The 16,884-nt window shown below is 55.7% G+C and carries 15 protein-coding genes; 11 read left to right on the forward strand and 4 right to left on the reverse strand.

Annotated features, from left to right (window positions below):
* Nucleotides 1–40 precede the first annotated feature (40 nt).
* Entirely contained in the window at nucleotides 41–1,729 is a 1,689-nt protein-coding gene (locus ACHZCX_RS00255; protein WP_319585251.1) for a methyl-accepting chemotaxis protein, read from the forward strand.
* 213 nt (nucleotides 1,730–1,942) lie between these two features.
* On the opposite strand, the gene ACHZCX_RS00260 is transcribed toward ACHZCX_RS00255, so the two are convergent.
* Nucleotides 1,943–5,251 (reverse strand): Cache 3/Cache 2 fusion domain-containing protein, encoded by a 3,309-nt coding sequence (locus tag ACHZCX_RS00260; protein WP_319585252.1) that lies wholly within the window; start codon nucleotides 5,249–5,251, stop codon nucleotides 1,943–1,945.
* Nucleotides 5,252–5,953: 702 nt separating this feature from the next.
* Here ACHZCX_RS00260 and ACHZCX_RS00265 point away from each other — a divergent pair.
* The 3 genes from ACHZCX_RS00265 to ACHZCX_RS00275 all read left to right on the forward strand — a co-directional run bounded on the left by ACHZCX_RS00265 (nucleotide 5,954) and on the right by ACHZCX_RS00275 (nucleotide 7,880).
* Nucleotides 5,954–6,283, forward strand: coding sequence for a putative zinc-binding protein (locus ACHZCX_RS00265; protein ID WP_319585253.1), 330 nt, complete (start codon nucleotides 5,954–5,956; stop codon nucleotides 6,281–6,283).
* A complete protein-coding gene (locus ACHZCX_RS00270; RefSeq protein WP_319585254.1) occupies nucleotides 6,264–6,698 on the forward strand; it encodes a thioredoxin domain-containing protein in 435 nt (144 codons plus the stop codon). Before ACHZCX_RS00265 ends, ACHZCX_RS00270 begins: the two co-directional genes overlap by 20 nt.
* A 138-nt stretch (nucleotides 6,699–6,836) precedes the next feature.
* Entirely contained in the window at nucleotides 6,837–7,880 is a 1,044-nt protein-coding gene (locus ACHZCX_RS00275) for an IS110 family transposase (RefSeq protein WP_319585255.1), read from the forward strand.
* 25 nt (nucleotides 7,881–7,905) lie between these two features.
* Here the strand turns inward: ACHZCX_RS00275 and ACHZCX_RS00280 are convergent, their stop codons facing one another.
* Entirely contained in the window at nucleotides 7,906–8,100 is a 195-nt protein-coding gene (locus tag ACHZCX_RS00280) for a hypothetical protein (protein WP_319585256.1), read from the reverse strand.
* A 453-nt stretch (nucleotides 8,101–8,553) separates the two neighbouring features.
* On the opposite strand from ACHZCX_RS00280, the gene ACHZCX_RS00285 reads away from it, so the two are divergent.
* The 5 genes from ACHZCX_RS00285 (at nucleotide 8,554) to ACHZCX_RS00305 (ending at nucleotide 11,593) form a co-directional block, all read left to right on the forward strand.
* Nucleotides 8,554–9,180: a cytochrome c biogenesis CcdA family protein gene (locus ACHZCX_RS00285; protein WP_394708751.1), complete on the forward strand. Its 627-nt coding sequence runs from the start codon at nucleotides 8,554–8,556 to the stop codon at nucleotides 9,178–9,180.
* A 27-nt stretch (nucleotides 9,181–9,207) separates the two neighbouring features.
* Nucleotides 9,208–9,558, forward strand: coding sequence for a metalloregulator ArsR/SmtB family transcription factor (locus ACHZCX_RS00290; RefSeq protein WP_319585258.1), 351 nt, complete (start codon nucleotides 9,208–9,210; stop codon nucleotides 9,556–9,558).
* An 82-nt stretch (nucleotides 9,559–9,640) separates the two neighbouring features.
* A complete protein-coding gene (locus ACHZCX_RS00295) occupies nucleotides 9,641–10,663 on the forward strand; it encodes a permease (RefSeq protein ID WP_319585259.1) in 1,023 nt (340 codons plus the stop codon).
* A 14-nt stretch (nucleotides 10,664–10,677) separates the two neighbouring features.
* Nucleotides 10,678–10,908: a thioredoxin family protein gene (locus tag ACHZCX_RS00300; RefSeq protein WP_319585260.1), complete on the forward strand. Its 231-nt coding sequence runs from the start codon at nucleotides 10,678–10,680 to the stop codon at nucleotides 10,906–10,908.
* 145 nt (nucleotides 10,909–11,053) lie between these two features.
* Nucleotides 11,054–11,593: a tetratricopeptide repeat protein gene (locus ACHZCX_RS00305; protein WP_319585261.1), complete on the forward strand. Its 540-nt coding sequence runs from the start codon at nucleotides 11,054–11,056 to the stop codon at nucleotides 11,591–11,593.
* 90 nt (nucleotides 11,594–11,683) lie between these two features.
* On the opposite strand, the gene ACHZCX_RS00310 is transcribed toward ACHZCX_RS00305, so the two are convergent.
* Together ACHZCX_RS00310 and ACHZCX_RS00315 are read right to left on the reverse strand one after the other, a co-directional pair.
* Nucleotides 11,684–13,738, reverse strand: coding sequence for a molybdopterin-dependent oxidoreductase (locus tag ACHZCX_RS00310; protein ID WP_319585262.1), 2,055 nt, complete (start codon nucleotides 13,736–13,738; stop codon nucleotides 11,684–11,686).
* A gap of 9 nt (nucleotides 13,739–13,747) precedes the next feature.
* A complete protein-coding gene (locus ACHZCX_RS00315; RefSeq protein WP_319585263.1) occupies nucleotides 13,748–14,686 on the reverse strand; it encodes a methyltransferase domain-containing protein in 939 nt (312 codons plus the stop codon).
* Between the two features lie 267 nt (nucleotides 14,687–14,953).
* Between ACHZCX_RS00315 and ACHZCX_RS00320 the strand changes: the two genes are divergently transcribed.
* Both ACHZCX_RS00320 and ACHZCX_RS00325 read left to right on the forward strand, forming a co-directional pair.
* On the forward strand, nucleotides 14,954–15,979 hold the full coding sequence (locus tag ACHZCX_RS00320) for an agmatine deiminase family protein (RefSeq protein WP_319585264.1): 1,026 nt from the start codon (nucleotides 14,954–14,956) through the stop codon (nucleotides 15,977–15,979).
* Complete coding sequence (locus ACHZCX_RS00325) at nucleotides 15,976–16,860, forward strand: carbon-nitrogen hydrolase (protein WP_319585265.1); 885 nt, start codon at nucleotides 15,976–15,978, stop codon at nucleotides 16,858–16,860. Before ACHZCX_RS00320 ends, ACHZCX_RS00325 begins: the two co-directional genes overlap by 4 nt.
* The last annotated feature ends 24 nt before the right edge of the window (nucleotides 16,861–16,884 follow it).

The raw sequence follows: 16,884 nt of genomic DNA on the forward strand, positions 1-16,884 counted from the left end.
CCCGTTGCTAAATATCGAACCACCAAAAGGAGGACGGCACATGCTGAATTTCAAGAACATGAAGATCCGGAATAAATTGATCGCGACTTTCAGCCTGATCCTGCTGTTTATGGTCGGTATCGGTTGGATCGCCTATCAGGGGATGACCAAGATTGAGCGCAACTTGAACGACATTTTTTCGATCAGCCTGCCGAGCATTGATAAGCTCATCGAAGCGGATCGCGACATGCAGCAAATGCTGGTTGCGGAACGCTCGCTCATCTCAGCTGATCCTAAGGCGCCCATCTTTGTCACCCTGCAAAAAGACTATGAAAAAAATCTCAAACAGGTTTCTGAGCGATTCGACATTTTCAAAGGGTTGGTTGATTCTCCCGAGGAAAAGGAGCTTATCGCCAAGTTCGAACGCGATCGCGCCGCCTGGGAACCGGTTTCACGGCAGGTTGCTGAGGGCAGCAAATCCGGAGAGACCGAAGCCAGACGTCTGGCTCTGGAATTGTCGCTGGGCAAGGCGAATGAATTGTTTGAAACGACCAGGGGCAACTTGGACAAGCTGACCGATATCAGCCTGAAGAATGCTGAAAAAGCTCAGCAGGCAGCAGCCTCCAGCTACCGCCAAGCATTGATCACTCTCTTGGTGATTCTGATCGCCGCCGCCATTCTCTCGGCCTTCATGGCTGTTGTTCTGACCATGGCCATTGCCAAGCCCATCAATGCAGCGGTGGCCGGTCTGCAGGATATTGCCAAAGGCGAGGGTGACCTGACCAAACGGCTCTTGGTTCGTTCCAAAGATGAGATCGGCGAACTGGCCGTCTGGCAGAATGTCTTTATGGAAAAACTGCAGGGTATTATCGGCAAGATCAGCAACAATACCCAAGCACTGGAACTTTCTTCCAATGATCTTCTGGGGTTTGCTGATAAGCTTGCTGGCGGTGCGGGCGACACCTCCCGGCAAACCGAGAGTGTAGCCGCTGCTGCCGAGCAGATGAATGCCAACCTTACTAATGTTGCCGCCGCCATGGAAGAATCGACCACCAATATCGCCATGGTGGCCAGTGCCGCAGAGGAGATGACCTCAACCATCGGCGATATAGCCCATAATGTCGAACAGGCCAACCGTATAGCAGGCAGTGCGGTTGACCAAGCCGCCAAGACCGCCACCAAGATGGATGCCCTGGGCGATGCGGCTCAAGCCATCGGCAAGGTCACCGAGACTATCACCGAGATCTCGGAGCAAACCAATCTGCTGGCGCTTAACGCCACCATTGAAGCGGCCCGGGCCGGTGAGGCAGGTAAGGGCTTTGCGGTGGTCGCCAATGAGATCAAAGAATTGGCCAAACAGACAGCCGGGGCGACTCTGAACATTAAAGAGCAGATTGCCGGTGTTCAGCAGACCACCGCCGAAACAGTAGCCGATATCAGCGCCATTACCAAGGTCATTAACCAGGTAAGTACAATTGTCGGCTCCATTGCCGAAGCTGTCGCCGAGCAGGCTAAGGCCACCCAGGAGATTGCCACCAATATCTCCCAGGCCTCGCAGGGGCTTCAGGAGGTGAATGAGAACGTCAACCAGAGTTCGGCTGTCGCCACCTCCATTTCTCGCGAGATCGCGGGGGTTGGCGTCGCCTCCAGTGAAATCGCCGATAGCAGCAAAAAAGTTAAATCAAGCGCCGGTTCCCTGCAGAACCTGGCTGCCGAACTTAAGGGGGTCGTCAAGCAGTTTAAGATCTAAGCAGGCAAGAGAGCGAGGAAAACGGAAGAGAGGGAGAGGGGGAGATGGTGTTGAGTTGATCCTGCAGCACGGGAGCACCAATGAACGGGTGCTCCCGTTGCGTCAACGAGTTGTATCGGTGCCAGGAGCCAGAGCATTTTGTCCCCGGCCATCACTGCCCACCCCGTCAATCGCCGTTCTTGGCAGCATATGCTCCTCTGAACAGCATCTTCTTCATTGTGGTGGCGCTACGTCTTTTTTCCGGTCCCTTGGGGCGGCTGCATCCAGCACCTTGCGAACTTTTTGTGACATTTCAGCGATGGTAATCGGTTTCATCAATAACTCCTTTACTCCAAGGGCTGCGGCTTTTTCGCGCCCCATCATCTCGCTGTAGCCGCTGCAGATAATGATGGGTACCTCAGGATTGATCGCAATCATTTCTCTGGCAAGCTGTTCACCGCTCATCTGCGGCATTGTCAGGTCCGTGATGACCAGATCGTACGCTTCGTGATTGGTCCTGAACAATTCCACAGCTTCTGCGCTGCTCAGGCGAGAGGTCACTTGATACCCAAGACTTTCAAGGATCAACGTTGCTATTTCGACAATCATTTCTTCATCATCAACCAGAAGAATATGCTCGCTGCCGGTTGGATAGTTCTCCATGGTTCCCAGCACAACTTTTTCCACGAATTCTGTCGTTAACGGCAGGTAGACATTGATGGTCGTCCCTTTCCCCACTTCACTGTCGATTGTAATATCACCGTTGCGATCTTTGACGATGCCGTAAACGACGGCGAGTCCGAGACCTGTCCCTTTTCCCTGCGCCTTGGTGGTGAAATAGGGGTCGAAAATCTTTTCCCTGATAGCCGGATCGATGCCGCATCCCGTATCAGTAACGGAAAACAAGGCATATCGTCCCGGCGAGAGCGAGGTGTTGGCTACATCTTGTTTTTCCAGCACGGTTTCTTGCAGGCGAATGGAGATATCGCCCCCTGATTGTTCGACAGCGTGGTACGCGTTGATGATCAAATTCATCGCAATCTGATGCAATTGCGATGGATCCAAGAGAACTGTGGCGCAATCGTCTTGAATATCCTTCCTGATTGCAATAGTCGAAGGAATGGTTGATCGGCATAATTTGAACACCTCTTTGAGGATCGTCTGCATCCGAATCGGGATGATCTTGTGCTCCGACTGACGACTGAAGGCGAGGATCTGATTGACCAATTCCTTCGCTCGGAGGCCAGCTGTATACAGTCGATCAACATAACGCTGCTGAGGACTGTCCGGGGGGAGGTGGAGCCGCAACATCTCGCTGTAGCCGAGCATGGGTTGCAGGATATTATTAAAATCGTGGGCAATACCGCCGGCCAAGGTGCCGATGGCCTCTATTTTCTGCGATTGGTTGAGCCGAGCCTCAAGGCGGATTCGTTCCTCTGCGGCTCGTTTTTGTTCGGTGATATCCCGAATAATACCAACAATGAAGGGCTCACCGTTTTTATAGGTGTAGAGATTTTTTTTGGTAAGGATCGTATGCTTGTCCCCTAGGGCATCGGTGAAGGACTCCTCGTTGATGTTCTCCCGGCCGGTTGTCAGAACACGTTCATCCATTTCCTGGAAAACGTCGGCTTCTTCTTCCGGAAAATAGTCGTAATCGGTTTTTCCCAGAAGTTCACTGCGGGAACGGCCCATCAAGGTGCACATGGCGTTATTGACCAAGACCCATCGATGCTGCCTGTCCTTGACAAACATGGGATCGCCGAAGCTGTTGATGATTTCGTCCAGATAATTCCGCGACTCCTCCAGTGCCTCCTCCGCCCGTTTGCGGGTGGTGATATCAGTGATGAAGCCCTCTATGATATCAGGTTTTCCGGTCTCATCATATCGCAGGCGGGCACTGATGGAAACCCAGATTTTGAGGCCGTCCCGGCGATAGCACTGCACTTCAAACCCGAACGCCTTCTTGTGGTTTGCGATGGCTGTGAGCAGGATATCGCGGTCACTCGGGTCAACGTAGAATTGATGTCTGATGTCAGTTATGCTTTTGATGAGTTCTTCGGGCGAATCATACCCGAGGATATGCGCCAAGGCCGGGTTCGCGTTGAGAAAACGGCCGTCTTTCTCGAGGCTGCTTTGATAGAGCCCTTCAAGGGCGTGTTCAAAGATGCCCCGATATTTTTCCTCGCTTTCTCTCAAACCGTCCATGGAACTTCTGAGTTCATCGGTCATGAGGTTGAAGGTGCGGGCGAGAGCGCCGATCTCATCGCGGGAGGTCACCGGGACAACCTGGGTGAAGTCGCCGTCGATGATCTTTTCCGCGACTTCGGTCATCCGGCGGATAGGTCGGGTGATGGACCAAATGATGCACATGCAGAGTAAGCCGACCAGCACGGTAATGACGCAACCTGCAAACCCCATGATGCGCACCATCTGGATCCGGCCGTCTTTGAGCAGACTGCTGTAGGCCTGCAATTCATCCTCATAGACGCTCGTGCCGATGACCCAGTCCCAAGGCGCATAATAGGCGAGGCGGGCCACCTTCCAGCGAGGCACCAGCTCTCCCCGGTTTTGCCAGCGGTAGCGCACAGTGGTCATTTCCCCTGGTTTGAGCCGGGTCGCCTTGTTGATGATTTCCCGGATGACAAAGCGGCCGTCGCTATCCTGGTTTTCCCAGACATCCTCGCCGTCTCTTTCGCCTTTGTAGGAGATGATATACCGTCCGCGGTCTTCTCCGCCGCCGCCGAGAATATAGACGTAACCGGTCCTGCCGACACTGCTCTGCAGGATTGCCTGTCGTATGCGCGATGCCACGGTTTCCTGTTTGACGCCGACATACAGCATGCCCACCAAGTCGCCCAGGCTGTCATGTATCGGCTCGTAGGCTGTAAGATACCAATCGTTTACGACAAAGGCGCGGCCATGGTAAGCCGTGCCCTTAAGGATGGCGGAGATGACCGGATTCTTTGCGCCATCCGGACCGAAAGCAGGAATAAAGGTTCCTATGGCCCGTTCACGGACTGCCATCTTTACCGTGGTGGCTACGCGCAGCATATCGCCCTGCTCGTTCATCCGCTGGAAGATGGTGGCAGTTTCTCCGACCAGTTTGGTCACGGCATCAACAATCGGCGTCTTGACGGACAAATCCCGATTCGTGCCAATCCATTGTTCCCCGATAAGAAGCTTCGGTAAATCGATTTGAGTGGTGTCCTTGGTCAGCTGATTGATCGCCGTCCAGGTGATGGACTCTTGTGCCTGGCGCACTCCGCCAGCACCTGTCAAGAGGTGCCTGGCCACCTTGAGGCTGTTGTCAACCTGCAACTGAACGGCCTCATTTTCGGTGCGGACAAGGTTGTAAACACCTTGGGTGATGTGATCGAGGTCGGCATCAATTAAGGCATCGACCTCGCCTTGTGCCAGTGCGTTGTACTGGCCGCTTTGCCAGACGGAAAGGAGGACAAGAGCCGCCGCCGTAATAAAAACACTGCCCGCGCCCAACAGGGCAACCTTGACGCTCAGCTGCATATTTTGGAAAGGTTTAAACATATGTCCCGGGGTGGGGGTAATTTCAATGTATCGCTCTCTTCCGAGCTCTATGCAAACGTCGAACGAATGGTCATGGCAACAGGTTGTGAACCGGAATACAGATGATCCGTCCTTAAAGACTTAGCTGCCTTGCGCCAAGTCTCCAAGGATTATTCCCATGGTATGATTTTAGCTTTCAACTATATGCACAGTATAGGAGATGTGACCCGCGACCGTCTAGGTAAATTTACCTATTTGTCTTAGCGGTGCATTGGGAAACTTTCGGGGAAAATCGAAGGAATTGACTGCATTTTTCGACTCTTCTCAGGTCAGTGTGCGGAGGTGTTTTTTTCTGGAAGGAGAGAAGTAGGTTGCTTCGTGGCCATCTTTTGCGATCCCGGCGATATTGCAGCCTGCAATCTCCTGCTACCAATTTCCTCCCACCCTAGCCACGCCACAAAAGAACGTCCTTGACATATCCCATTCCTCACTATATATAGCCATATGTCAATATAGAAATATTCTTAATGATCTTTATGAAATTGTCCCTTCAGTCCAAACCGGATGTGGAGATTTAAACTCCTGGACGATTGGGAGTTGTTTGTCAAAGTTGCCGGAAAGTTGAGCCTAACCGTTACACTTAACCTATATAATCAAGATCACTGGAGTGTGAAAGCAATGCAAACAGGATGCGGGTGTACATGCAGTAGCGCAGGACCAAAGATGATATTTGCCTGTTCAGGGTGTGCTGATGTTGGAGAATTGGCGGACCAGGCGGCGCGAAAGTTGAGCCGCGAAGGAGTCGGCAAGATGTTCTGTCTGGCTGGTATTGGCGGCCGGGTCAGCGGCATTCTCAAGTCGGCTGAGGCAGCGCAATCCATTTTAGCCATCGATGGCTGCCCGCTTGATTGCACCCAAAAAACATTGGATCTGGCAGGGGTTGCCACAACTCAGCACCTGCGGTTGAGTGAACTCGGCTTTGAAAAAGGAAAAATCGAAGTGTCAACAGCTGCAATCGAGAAGGTGGTCGAACATGCAAAACGCTGTCTTTGAGCACAATGAGAGGGGGGTGAGAAGCTCTTGTATCCGGGATCTGTTCCCGGTTTTTGTGGTATTGACAGCCCTCAGCCTGCTGTTGACGACCTCAGCATCCCGGGTCCGGGCAGAGCAACTGCCGCAAGTGCCTGTTCCCGGCATGGTCACCATGGTGGATCTGGGAGCAGAAAAATGTATCCCCTGCAAGATGATGGCTCCGATCATCGAGGAGTTGGTCAAGGAATATCAGGGACGGGCTGCGGTGCTTTTTATCGATGTCTGGGAAAACCCCGATGCCGCTCCGAAATTCGGTGTACGGGCTATTCCCACCCAGATTTTCTACGATGCCCAAGGAAAAGAAATTTCCCGGCACGAGGGATTTATGGATAAGGCATCCATCGTTGCCGTCTTCCAGCAACAGGGGGTCAAGTAGGTCGTGGATCAGGTTTTTTTGACCATCAATGCGTGGATGAGCCAGGGTCTCTTGATACTAGAGAAGGCCCCCTGAGCACCCGGCGGACTATTCCGCTATAATGGGGGTATCAGCAACCCTTAGCAAGGAGGCCTTCTCATGCGATTGTACACCAAGCAACACAAGCATTACTGTGGAATCGACCTGCACACCAACAAAATGTACCTGTGCATCCTCAGCCAGGAAGGGGACATCCTGCTCCATCGCAACATCAAGACCGAGCCGGAAACCTTCCTCAAAACCATCGCCCCCTATCGGGATGATCTGGTGGTGTGCGCCGAGTGCATGTTCTCCTGGTACTGGCTGGCCGATCTCTGCGCCACGGAAAACATCCCCTTTATCCTCGGTCATGCGCTCTACATGCGAGCCATCCACGGCGGCAAAAGCAAGAACGACAAGATTGACTCCCAGAAGATCGCTGCCTTGCTCAGGGGCGGCCTCATTCCCATGGCCTACGTGTATCCCCAGCGGATGCGTGCCACTCGGGACCTGATGCGCCGGCGCAACCATCTCATGCGCAAGCGGGCCGAGCTCTTTGCCCACACCCAGAATACCGCCAGCCAGTACAACCTGCAGGTGCCTCTGGGCCGGATCGCCAAACCGCAAAACCGGGAAGGCTTGCTGGATCGGTTCGACGATCCCTCGGTGTGCATGTCCATGGCCGCCAATCTCGACATGATCGACGCCTATGACCGGGTGTTGGCCGTCCTCGAACAGGACATCATTGCCCACGCAAAGGAGCATGACCCGACTGCTTATGCCCTCTTGAAGAGCATCCCCGGCGTGGGCCGGATCAATGCCCTCAATCTGCTCTATGAGATCGAGGACATCAGCCGCTTTCCCAGGGTTCAGGATTTCGCCTCCTATTGCCGCCTGGTCACCTGCTCCAAGGAATCCAACGGCAAGAAATACGGCAGTGGCGGCAAGAAGATCGGCAACGCCCATCTCCGCTGGGCCTTTTCCTTGGCTGCGCAACTGTTCCTCAAAAGCAACGAACCGGGCCGGCAATTCCACGACAAGCTGGTGCGGAAACACGGCAAAGGCAAGGCGCTTTCCATCCTGGCGCACAAGCTCGGCCGAGCGGTCTATTTCATGCTGAAAAACCGGCAGGGGTTCAACATGCATACGTTCCTGGCCGTCTAATCGAGGGGACGGGCGAGCCCGACACCTAACTGGAGCTTTTTTCGAGCATATCCGCATGGCCCTCCGGAGCATATCCTCCGTCTGCCGTCAGCATTATGGGCCATGGTCTGCCGGTTGCACCGCAGCCAGAAGGCTTGATTGGCCGTCCGTCCCGCTCGTTGAACATCTGCTTGTTGATGTGGTTCTGCCCCTCACCCGAGCCCGGCTCTAACTCTGGCATGCCGCCGCATGACCAAGCCGTTTTGAATGGGACGGCACGAGGGTACGCGATTGTTTCTAGGACGCGACAACAAAATCCTTGCCGCAATCACCCGGCCTTCGTTCCCGGCGAGCCCGCGAATGGAACCCGGTCTCCGACGAGCAAGAGAGTGGCCCATTCTCGACCGGGTTCCATTCGCTCGTTGCTCTTGCCAGCATCGTCTTAACTGGCAAAGTGGTTGATCCTCGATAAGTGTTTGGCGCAGAGTCACTCTGTCGTCGAATATGAAACCCAAGTCAGGGCGCGCTTCATCGGGCAATTGGTCGGATTGTACCGACCACAGAGTGATAAGTTCATCGCTCCCGGATACCTTTATCCGTTGACAACCGGGGGCCTTCTAAGTGTTGGGTGGTCTTGGCTGTTTTCTCTGGGGCATGGTGAGTGTTCGGTGGTCTTGGCTGTTTTCTCTGGGGCATGGTGAGTGTTCTCTTCAGCCCCTGCCACCTGGCATCCATTCCGCTTATTGTCAGTTATGTGGCGGGGCAGAAGCAAATCATTGCCGGTCGCAAAGCGGTGCTCTATGCGGTGTTGTTCACCGTCGGCTTGTTTATCACCATCGCCGTCATCGGTTTTATCTGCGCACTCCTTGGCCGCATGCTCGGGGATGTCGGCCCCTATATGAGCATAGCCGTGGGAGCGATTCTGGTCTGGGTGGCACTCGATATTCTCGGGATAGCCTCCTGCTCGATGTCCAACGGCCAGCTCGCTAAAATTCAGGTCAAAGGCATGTTTGGCGCCTTTGTTCTAGGCTTGGCCTACGGCGTCCTCTCCGGCTCCTGCACCTTTGGCTTTATCGCTCCTATTCTTGCCATCATAACGGTGCAGCAGAAAATTGTCACCGGTGTGGTCTTTATTCTTCTGTTTGGCCTCGGCCACTGTATCCCGATCGCGGTGGCCGGAACCTCGACCGCTCTGGTGCAGCGGTTCCTGGACAACAATGCCTGGCAACGCAGCAGCACGCTCTTTCGCCGGCTGGCAGGGGTCTGTATTGGAGCGCTGGGCATCTATTTCATCAGTCAACCCCTGTTGGCTATCGTCTAACCATCCCATGATTGACCAAGAGGACGCATGAAACCATTGCTGCGCGTGATGAAAGCCTTGTCCGACCCTAACCGGGTCCGGGTGGTCAAGCTCCTGGAAGACCGGGCGCTGTGCGTCTGCGAGATCCAGAAAGTTTTGGGGCTGGCCCAACCCACGGTCTCCAGTCACATGAAAATTCTCGAGGACGCCGGGTTGGTCAATAAGGAGCGTCAGGGTACCTGGATGATCTACAGCCAGGCCGAAAACAGCGAATCCCCCTATGTGCGCACCATGCTGGGCGAGCTGCGCGGCTGGCTGGACGAGGATGTCCCGCTGCAAACCATGATCAAGGCCCTGCCTGAGGCGGCCTGCCTACGGGCTGCCACCTTGAAAAACTAAGGAACTACCATGGAACCCATCCAACCCTTCGGCTGTGGTTGCGGCAAACCTGCCGCCAAACAGTCCAACGCTCTTCCTGGTAATGGCTCATCCAGGATTAAGTTCGTTTTCCTGGGCACTCAGCCTTGGCCTCTGGTTTGCACTATACACAAATCTGCAGTCCTTTTCGGTTTTCTTCACCTATTCCCTGTTGGGCATTGAGCGGCCCAGTCGGCTCGGCGATGCCGTCCAGTTCTTCGTCTACGACACTCCTAAGGTGATGCTGCTGCTGACCTTGATTGTCTACGTGGTCGGAGTGCTCCGCTCATTTTTCACCCAGGAACGCACCCGCAAATACCTGGCAGGCAAGCGCGAATCTGCAGGCAATGTTATGGCCGCACTGCTGGGCATCGCCACTCCCTTTTGTTCCTGCTCGGCGGTGCCGCTGTTCCTAAGCTTCGTCCAGGCTGGGGTGCCGCTGGGAGTGACCTTCTCTTTTCTGATCTCCGCTCCCATGATCAACGAGATTGCCCTGGTGCAGCTCTACGGTCTTTTAGGCTGGAAGATCGCGGCCCTCTATCTGGGCACCGGCCTGTTGGTCGCCATTGTCGCCGGCTGGGTGATTGGCCGCCTCAAACTGGAGGCCTGGATGGAGGACTGGGGTCGGGAAATGCGGACCGGCGAAGCCTTGGTCTTCGAGCAGCAACTGACCTGGGCCGACCGGCTGGAGCAAGGGCGGGAGGCGGTGCGCGACATCGTCGGCAAGGTGTGGCTCTATGTGGTCGCGGGCATTGCGGTCGGGGCCTTGATCCACGGTTATGTACCGGAGGCTTTCATGGGCTCCATCATGGGCAAGCAGGCCTGGTGGTCGGTGCCGGCAGCGGTGGTGGTGGGTATTCCGATGTATTCCAATGCCGCCGGGATCGTGCCAGTCGTCGAGGCCCTGCTCGGCAAGGGTGCGGCCCTGGGCACAGTGCTGGCTTTCATGATGAGCGTCATTGCCTTGTCCCTGCCGGAGATGATTATCCTGCGCAAGGTGCTCAAGCCCCAATTGATTGCGGTGTTTGTGTTCGTGGTGGGCAGCGGGATTGTTTGTATCGGCTACCTGTTTAATATGATTGTGTAAAAAAGAGAGAACCTATGGAAGTCAAAGTATGCGGCCCAGGTTGCGCCTCCTGTGAAAAGACGCAAAAGATCGTTGAAGCGGCAGTCGCCGCCAAGGGCGTGGGCGCGGCCATCATCAAGGTGAAAGATTTTCAGGAGATCGCTAAGCTGGGGATCTTCTCAACGCCAGCGGTGGTCGTCAACGGCGTGGTCAAATGCGTCGGCCGGGTGCCGAAGCAGAGCGAGGTCGAGGAATGGCTGAGCTGATGCCGTTCGCCACCACAATTGTGCTTCTTTGATTGCACCGTTTTAAGAAATGATTATAAATTAAGCCAGGAAACAGGAATCATTCTCGTAAATGGCGGTCGTTTCCTCCGCCTCCAATCTCCTTGCGTGACAGGAGGTGCCTATCATGAAGACCAATACAGCATTTGCCCAAGGGCAACGTCATTTTCTTAGAGGCGAGTATGCCCGGAGCATTATGAGTTTTGGCACTGCCTTAAAATCCGGTATGGATGCGGTCAAAATCCATGTGCCGTTAGGGATGGCCTATTTCAAAAACGCCCAATTTCCCGAGGCGGTGGATGCGTTCAGCCATGCCTTGGAGCTTGATCCGAGGAACGACCATGTTTTGTTCCTGCGCGGCATGGCTTTGTTCAATAACGTCGAGTTAGACCGGGCGTTGGATGATTTCAATCTTGCCCTCCGCTTCAACCCCAGGCGTGCCGCGCCTTACATCGGTCGCAGTCTGGTTCTCCGAGCAATGCATCGGGATGCGGAAGCGGAATATGACCTGCAATCGGCCTTGGCTATCGGGATTGAGGTGGAACTCTTCATCCGCGAGTACTGTATCACTCCCCACTTGCATGGGCTGGCCCTCACCCTCTTTGACGTGGAAAAAGCGGCTTGGGGGCGTGAACTGCGGGCCGACAGATTAGGCCTCGCCCATTGACCTCCCGGAACGTGCACCTCAATAGAGAAGGCTCCCGAATGGGAGCCTTCTTTTATCCAGAGTCTGCCTGGAAGGGTTTTTGCCGGTTCCTTAAACCTTGCGTAACCGGCACATAAAGCTCCGGCTGGTGGAGGTGCCGGTGACCCGGCTACGCTTGTCGTCCTCGGTGAGAGCGTTCAGGTTGGCACGCGGATCGTAATCACCCCAGCCCCAGGCCAGCCGAACCATGCCGGGGCACACTGTGGTGGCAATGCGCGCCGTCATTTCGACTTCACCCTTGGGGGTTTCGATCCGTAGACGATCGCCCTCGGCAATATTCTGCCGCGCGGCGTCATCGGGGTGGAGGTCGACCATGCAGCCTGTCCCAGCCTTGAGCAAGGCAGGGATACGGCGAAATTGGGAATTGGTGAAACGAATATCGCGGCTACCGCTGATCCCCAGCAGGGGATAGTCTTCACTTTGGTCGGCAAAGCTGATCGGATTCTCGCCCAGTCCATTTTCGAAGGGTACGCCCGGAAAACCAGCCGCAGCGAGCTGGTTGGAAAAAAATTCGACCTTACCCGAGGGAGTCTTGAACGGCTGATCCCGGTATTTCTCGTAGCGCAACGCTTCAATTCGCAAACCCTGACCGTTGTCCCGGAGGTTCTCGACTGTGACTCCGGTAGGTTCCAACTGATAATCGATCGCCTCCTCCGCAGTCTGCCAGGGAAATTCGGCACTAAATCCGAGTCTTCGCCCCAACTCAAACACAATCTTCCAGTCCGGCCAGGAATCGCCGACCGGGGTGATGACAGCGTTCTGCAAAATAATCGGGTTGTTGCGGATGGAGGAGCGGTTGAGTTGGGTTTTTTCAAAACAGCTGGCTGCTGGAAGGATGACATCAGCCAATTGGGCAGTCTCGGTCATGAACAGATCGATCACCACCAAGGTCTCCACCTTGGTGAAGGCCTCCCGCGTCCGCTTTGAGTCAGCCATGGTCACCAGGGGGTTGCCGGATTGGACCACCACCATCTTCAGCGGATAGGGCGCCTCATCAAGGATGGCATCAACGACGCAGCCCTGCACCTGGTTGCCCCAGGTTTCGCTGAAGGTGTTGAATAGTGGGTATTGCTGGGTGATGGGGAGAACGCCTTCGGGGAGCCGATCTTTCATCTGGATGTTGCGTACCGCAATCGGTTGCGGCAACACATCGCCGCCCGGCTTGTCCAGATTACCGGTCAGGGCGCGGAGCATGGCAATCGCCCTGGTGGTATCGAAGACCTCCCGGTGCATATCCAGGCCGTTGCCATCGATGATGGCAGCAGGCTTGGTGGTGGCGTAGAGGTGAGCGACCTCACGGATCTGCTCGGCACTCAGCCAGAGCCTCTCAGCCACCTGGTCGGCGGGATATTGGGCCGCAACCTGTTGCAACGCAGCAAAGCCGACAGTGTAGCGTTCGACAAAGTCAGCATCATACAGATTTTCCTTGATGATCTCGTTGATCATGGCCATGGCGAGCAGACCGTCGTGACCGGGCTTGATCTGCAGCCAGATATCCGCCTTCCGGGCCAGCGCGGTCCGCACCGGATCAATGACGATCAGCTTCGCCCCGTGCTCCTTGGCCCAGTGGATTCCTTCGGCCGCACCCAGAGCGGTGTTGCCGTCATTTTTACCCCAGACGATGATGCATCGGGCGCTCTTGGCTTCTGGAAAGGCCATGGACCCGTAGGTGTAGGAATGGGCGAAATCGCGGGCCACAAAACAGATAGAGCCGTTGCCGATGGTATTGGGACTGCCAAAGAGATGCATCAGCCGGTTGGGATAATCCCAGGGCGCGCCCCAGTCGGCGGCCATGCCCCGCAGCCAGGCCACCGATTGCGGTCCAGACTCCTGCCGATGGCGGAAGAATTGCGCCGCCATCAAATCTAATGCCTCGTCCCAACCGGCTTCGCGGAAACCTGTACCGTCTTCTTTTTTAATCAGTGGCGTCGTCAACCGCGCGGGTGAATAGACGATATCAGCAGCAGCGGCCAGTTTGGCACAGGTCAAACGTTTATCCGGATCAAGAAAAGATTTGCGCCGGGCTCCGATCAGGCGGTTATACTGCACCTCGGCCTCGATGGGGCAGCAGGAGGAACAAAAACGGCACACGGTATCAACAATCATCGGCTTCTCCTATCGGCTGGCATGGACAAAACAACTGCGGATCAGTTCATAATGGTTGCTGTGGGTGCGGATCTTCCACCAGACACTGCCCGGTGCATCGACCTGCCATCCCGGCGCCAGTTCGCTTTGCCCGTTAGCCAGCAGTTCCGCCACATTGACCAGTCCCTTGCCCGCGAAGGTACCGTCGGCTTTGCCGCCCAGCCACTCCTTGACTGGCGCGGCCTCGGTGGACCAGGAAAAAGGATCGGAAAGCAAAAACTGAGCGTCCTTGTCGCGGGTCACCCGGTTCATTTCCCGCAGGTGCTGGATTGGTGAAGGCACCTTGTCCACCAGGTTGAGCGAGGAAAAGAGCGCCATCGATTTTTTTCTAAACGGCAGGGCCAGGGCATTGGCCACTACAAACTCGACCCGGTCGCTGCGCCAATCGTCAGGCAGGCGGATGGTGACTTCCCGGCGCAGCAGGCCTTCATCTTTCAGCGGCACAACCATGGAACGCTCACGCATCAACTGCCGGGCTGCCCGAATAAAGGCCAGCGAGGTATCGATGCCGACGGCAAAATCGCAGCGTGTGCTCATCTCAAAGGTAAACCGGCCCACCGCTCCCCCGGCATCGAGAGCAACACCCGCCTGGGGTTGGATCAATCCGGCCCAGGTGCTGTAGGCTTGCGAGGCGTTGTCATCGTCAAGCAGTTCCCCGTAATGGCTCCATAAATACGAAGAGACCACCTCGTCGGTTTCATACTTGTTGGTCGCCCGTTGGCTGTCGGCGGTGTGGGGATCGAGCAGGGCCACACCTTCGACAATGGGGAACAAGGCCGCGCAGTGCGAACACTTGAGTGTGCCGGTTTCGATATCGCCATCCTTTTCCTGGATGATATCGGCAACAAAGGCGTCTTCACGGGGCAGGCAGTGCGGACAAATGAGCAGTTCAAGGAGTTGTTTTTTCATATCTCTTCTGTTTGACAGGGAAGCAACAGTGCCACTACGTGAGAGTGAAAAATACGATAAAAAAGGATAACTAGCTAATTGGATAGAGATTATAGGTAGTTAAACTAACTTCCGAGCAATGGCGAGTCAACTCTTAATTGTGTTCGTAAGGCATTTTCTCTCAATTGAGACAAAGGGATCTTGGTCGGGCACATATATTTACAAGCAGGGCAGGATGGGCTAGGATGCGCTGTCAACCAAACCAGAATCTTTTTCAGGGAACAAACCATGAACAGACGGTTACCGGCGGAGTGGGAAGCGCAGGATGGGGTACTGCTCGCCTGGCCGCATGCGGACAGCGACTGGCGCGACGACCTGGCGGCCGTTGAAGCGGTCTTTGTCAATATTGCTCGAGAAATCAGCAGGTTCGAGCGGGTGCTGATCGTTGCGCCGAAAATCGAACCGGTCTTGGAACAGCTCATTCAGACCGGGGTCGACATGCAGCAGGTCAGCCTGTATTGGATGGGGACCAACGACACCTGGGCCCGGGACTTCGGCCCGATCACGGTGATAGAAGACGAGAGCCCGATGCTACTCGACTTCGGCTTCAACGCCTGGGGGCTGAAATTTGCCGCCGACCTGGACAACCAGATAACCGGTAACCTTGCCCGTGCTGGGGCATTCGGCCGGTGCGAAATCCGCATTCCCGGCCTGATTTTGGAAGGCGGCAGTATCGAAAGCGACGGCGCGGGTACGCTGCTGACCACCAGCCAGTGCCTGCTCAGTCCCAACCGCAATCCCCATCTTGCTCGCCAAGGCATCGAGCAGGTCCTCGGCGGACTGTTGGGTGTTACTCGTTTTTTGTGGCTGGAAAACGGCTACTTGGCCGGTGATGACACCGATTCGCATATTGACACACTGGCCCGCCTCTGCCCAAACGACACAATCGTCTATGTTCGGTGCGAGGATAAAAACGATGAACATTTTGCCGCATTGGCGGCCATGGAGAAGGAGTTGCGTACCTTCCGTACCGCCGAGGGGCACCCTTATCAACTCATCCCTCTGCCCTGGCCAAAAATCTGTTTCGACGCAGACGGCCAACGCCTGCCCGCAACCTATGCTAATTATCTGCTTATCAACGGCGCGGTGCTGGTTCCGACCTACCAGGATTCGCAGGATGCAGAGGCTCTTCGGATCATCGGCCAAGTTTTTCCCGAACGCAGGATTATCGGTATCGACTGCCGCCCCCTCATTGTTCAGCACGGTTCGCTCCACTGCGTGACCATGCAGATTCCCCAAGGAGTGCTGCCATGAACACCATCCGCGTTGGCCTGGTGCAGCAGCGTTGCACAAACGACCGCCAAGAGAACATCGATAAAAGTATTGCCGGCATCCGAGAGGCAAAAGCCCAGGGTGCCCGTTTGGTGGTCCTGCAGGAGTTGCACTTCGGCCCCTATTTTTGCCAGACCGAGGATACCGCCTGTTTTGATCTGGCCGAACTAATCCCCGGCCCATCCACCGAAGTGTTCGGATCACTGGCCAGGGAACTGGGACTGGTCATTGTCACCTCGCTCTTTGAGAGGCGGGCGCCGGGTCTTTACCACAACACCGCCGTGGTCCTGGAGGCAGACGGCAGTATCGCCGGCCGGTATCGCAAGATGCACATTCCTGACGACCCCTGCTATTACGAGAAATTCTATTTCACCCCCGGTGACCTCGGCTTCACCCCGATTGCCACCTCGGTCGGTTGTCTCGGGGTGCTGATTTGCTGGGACCAATGGTACCCGGAGGCGGCTCGGCTGATGGCTATGGCCGGGGCCGAGATGCTGATTTATCCCACGGCCATCGGCTTTGATCCCGCCGATGCCCCGGAGGAGCAGGCGCGTCAGCGCGAGGCCTGGGTGACCATCCAGCGCAGCCATGCCATCGCCAACGGTATCCCGGTGCTCAGTGTCAACCGGGTTGGCTTTGAGGCTGATCCTTCTGGGGTCGGATCCGGGGCTCAATTCTGGGGCAACAGTTTTGCCGCCGGCTGCCAGGGCGAGTTGCTCGCCGTGGCCGGTAACGACCAGGAGCAGGTGCTGATGGTTGAGCTGGACCGGCAGCGCAGTGAGGATGTCCGCCGCATCTGGCCCTATCTGCGCGACCGGCGGATCGATGCCTACACCGACCTGGTGCGCCGATACCGGGATTAGTCCGTAAGCACTGCCTGTACATTC

Source organism: uncultured Desulfobulbus sp. (assembly GCF_963662935.2).
Lineage (GTDB): Bacteria > Desulfobacterota > Desulfobulbia > Desulfobulbales > Desulfobulbaceae > Desulfobulbus.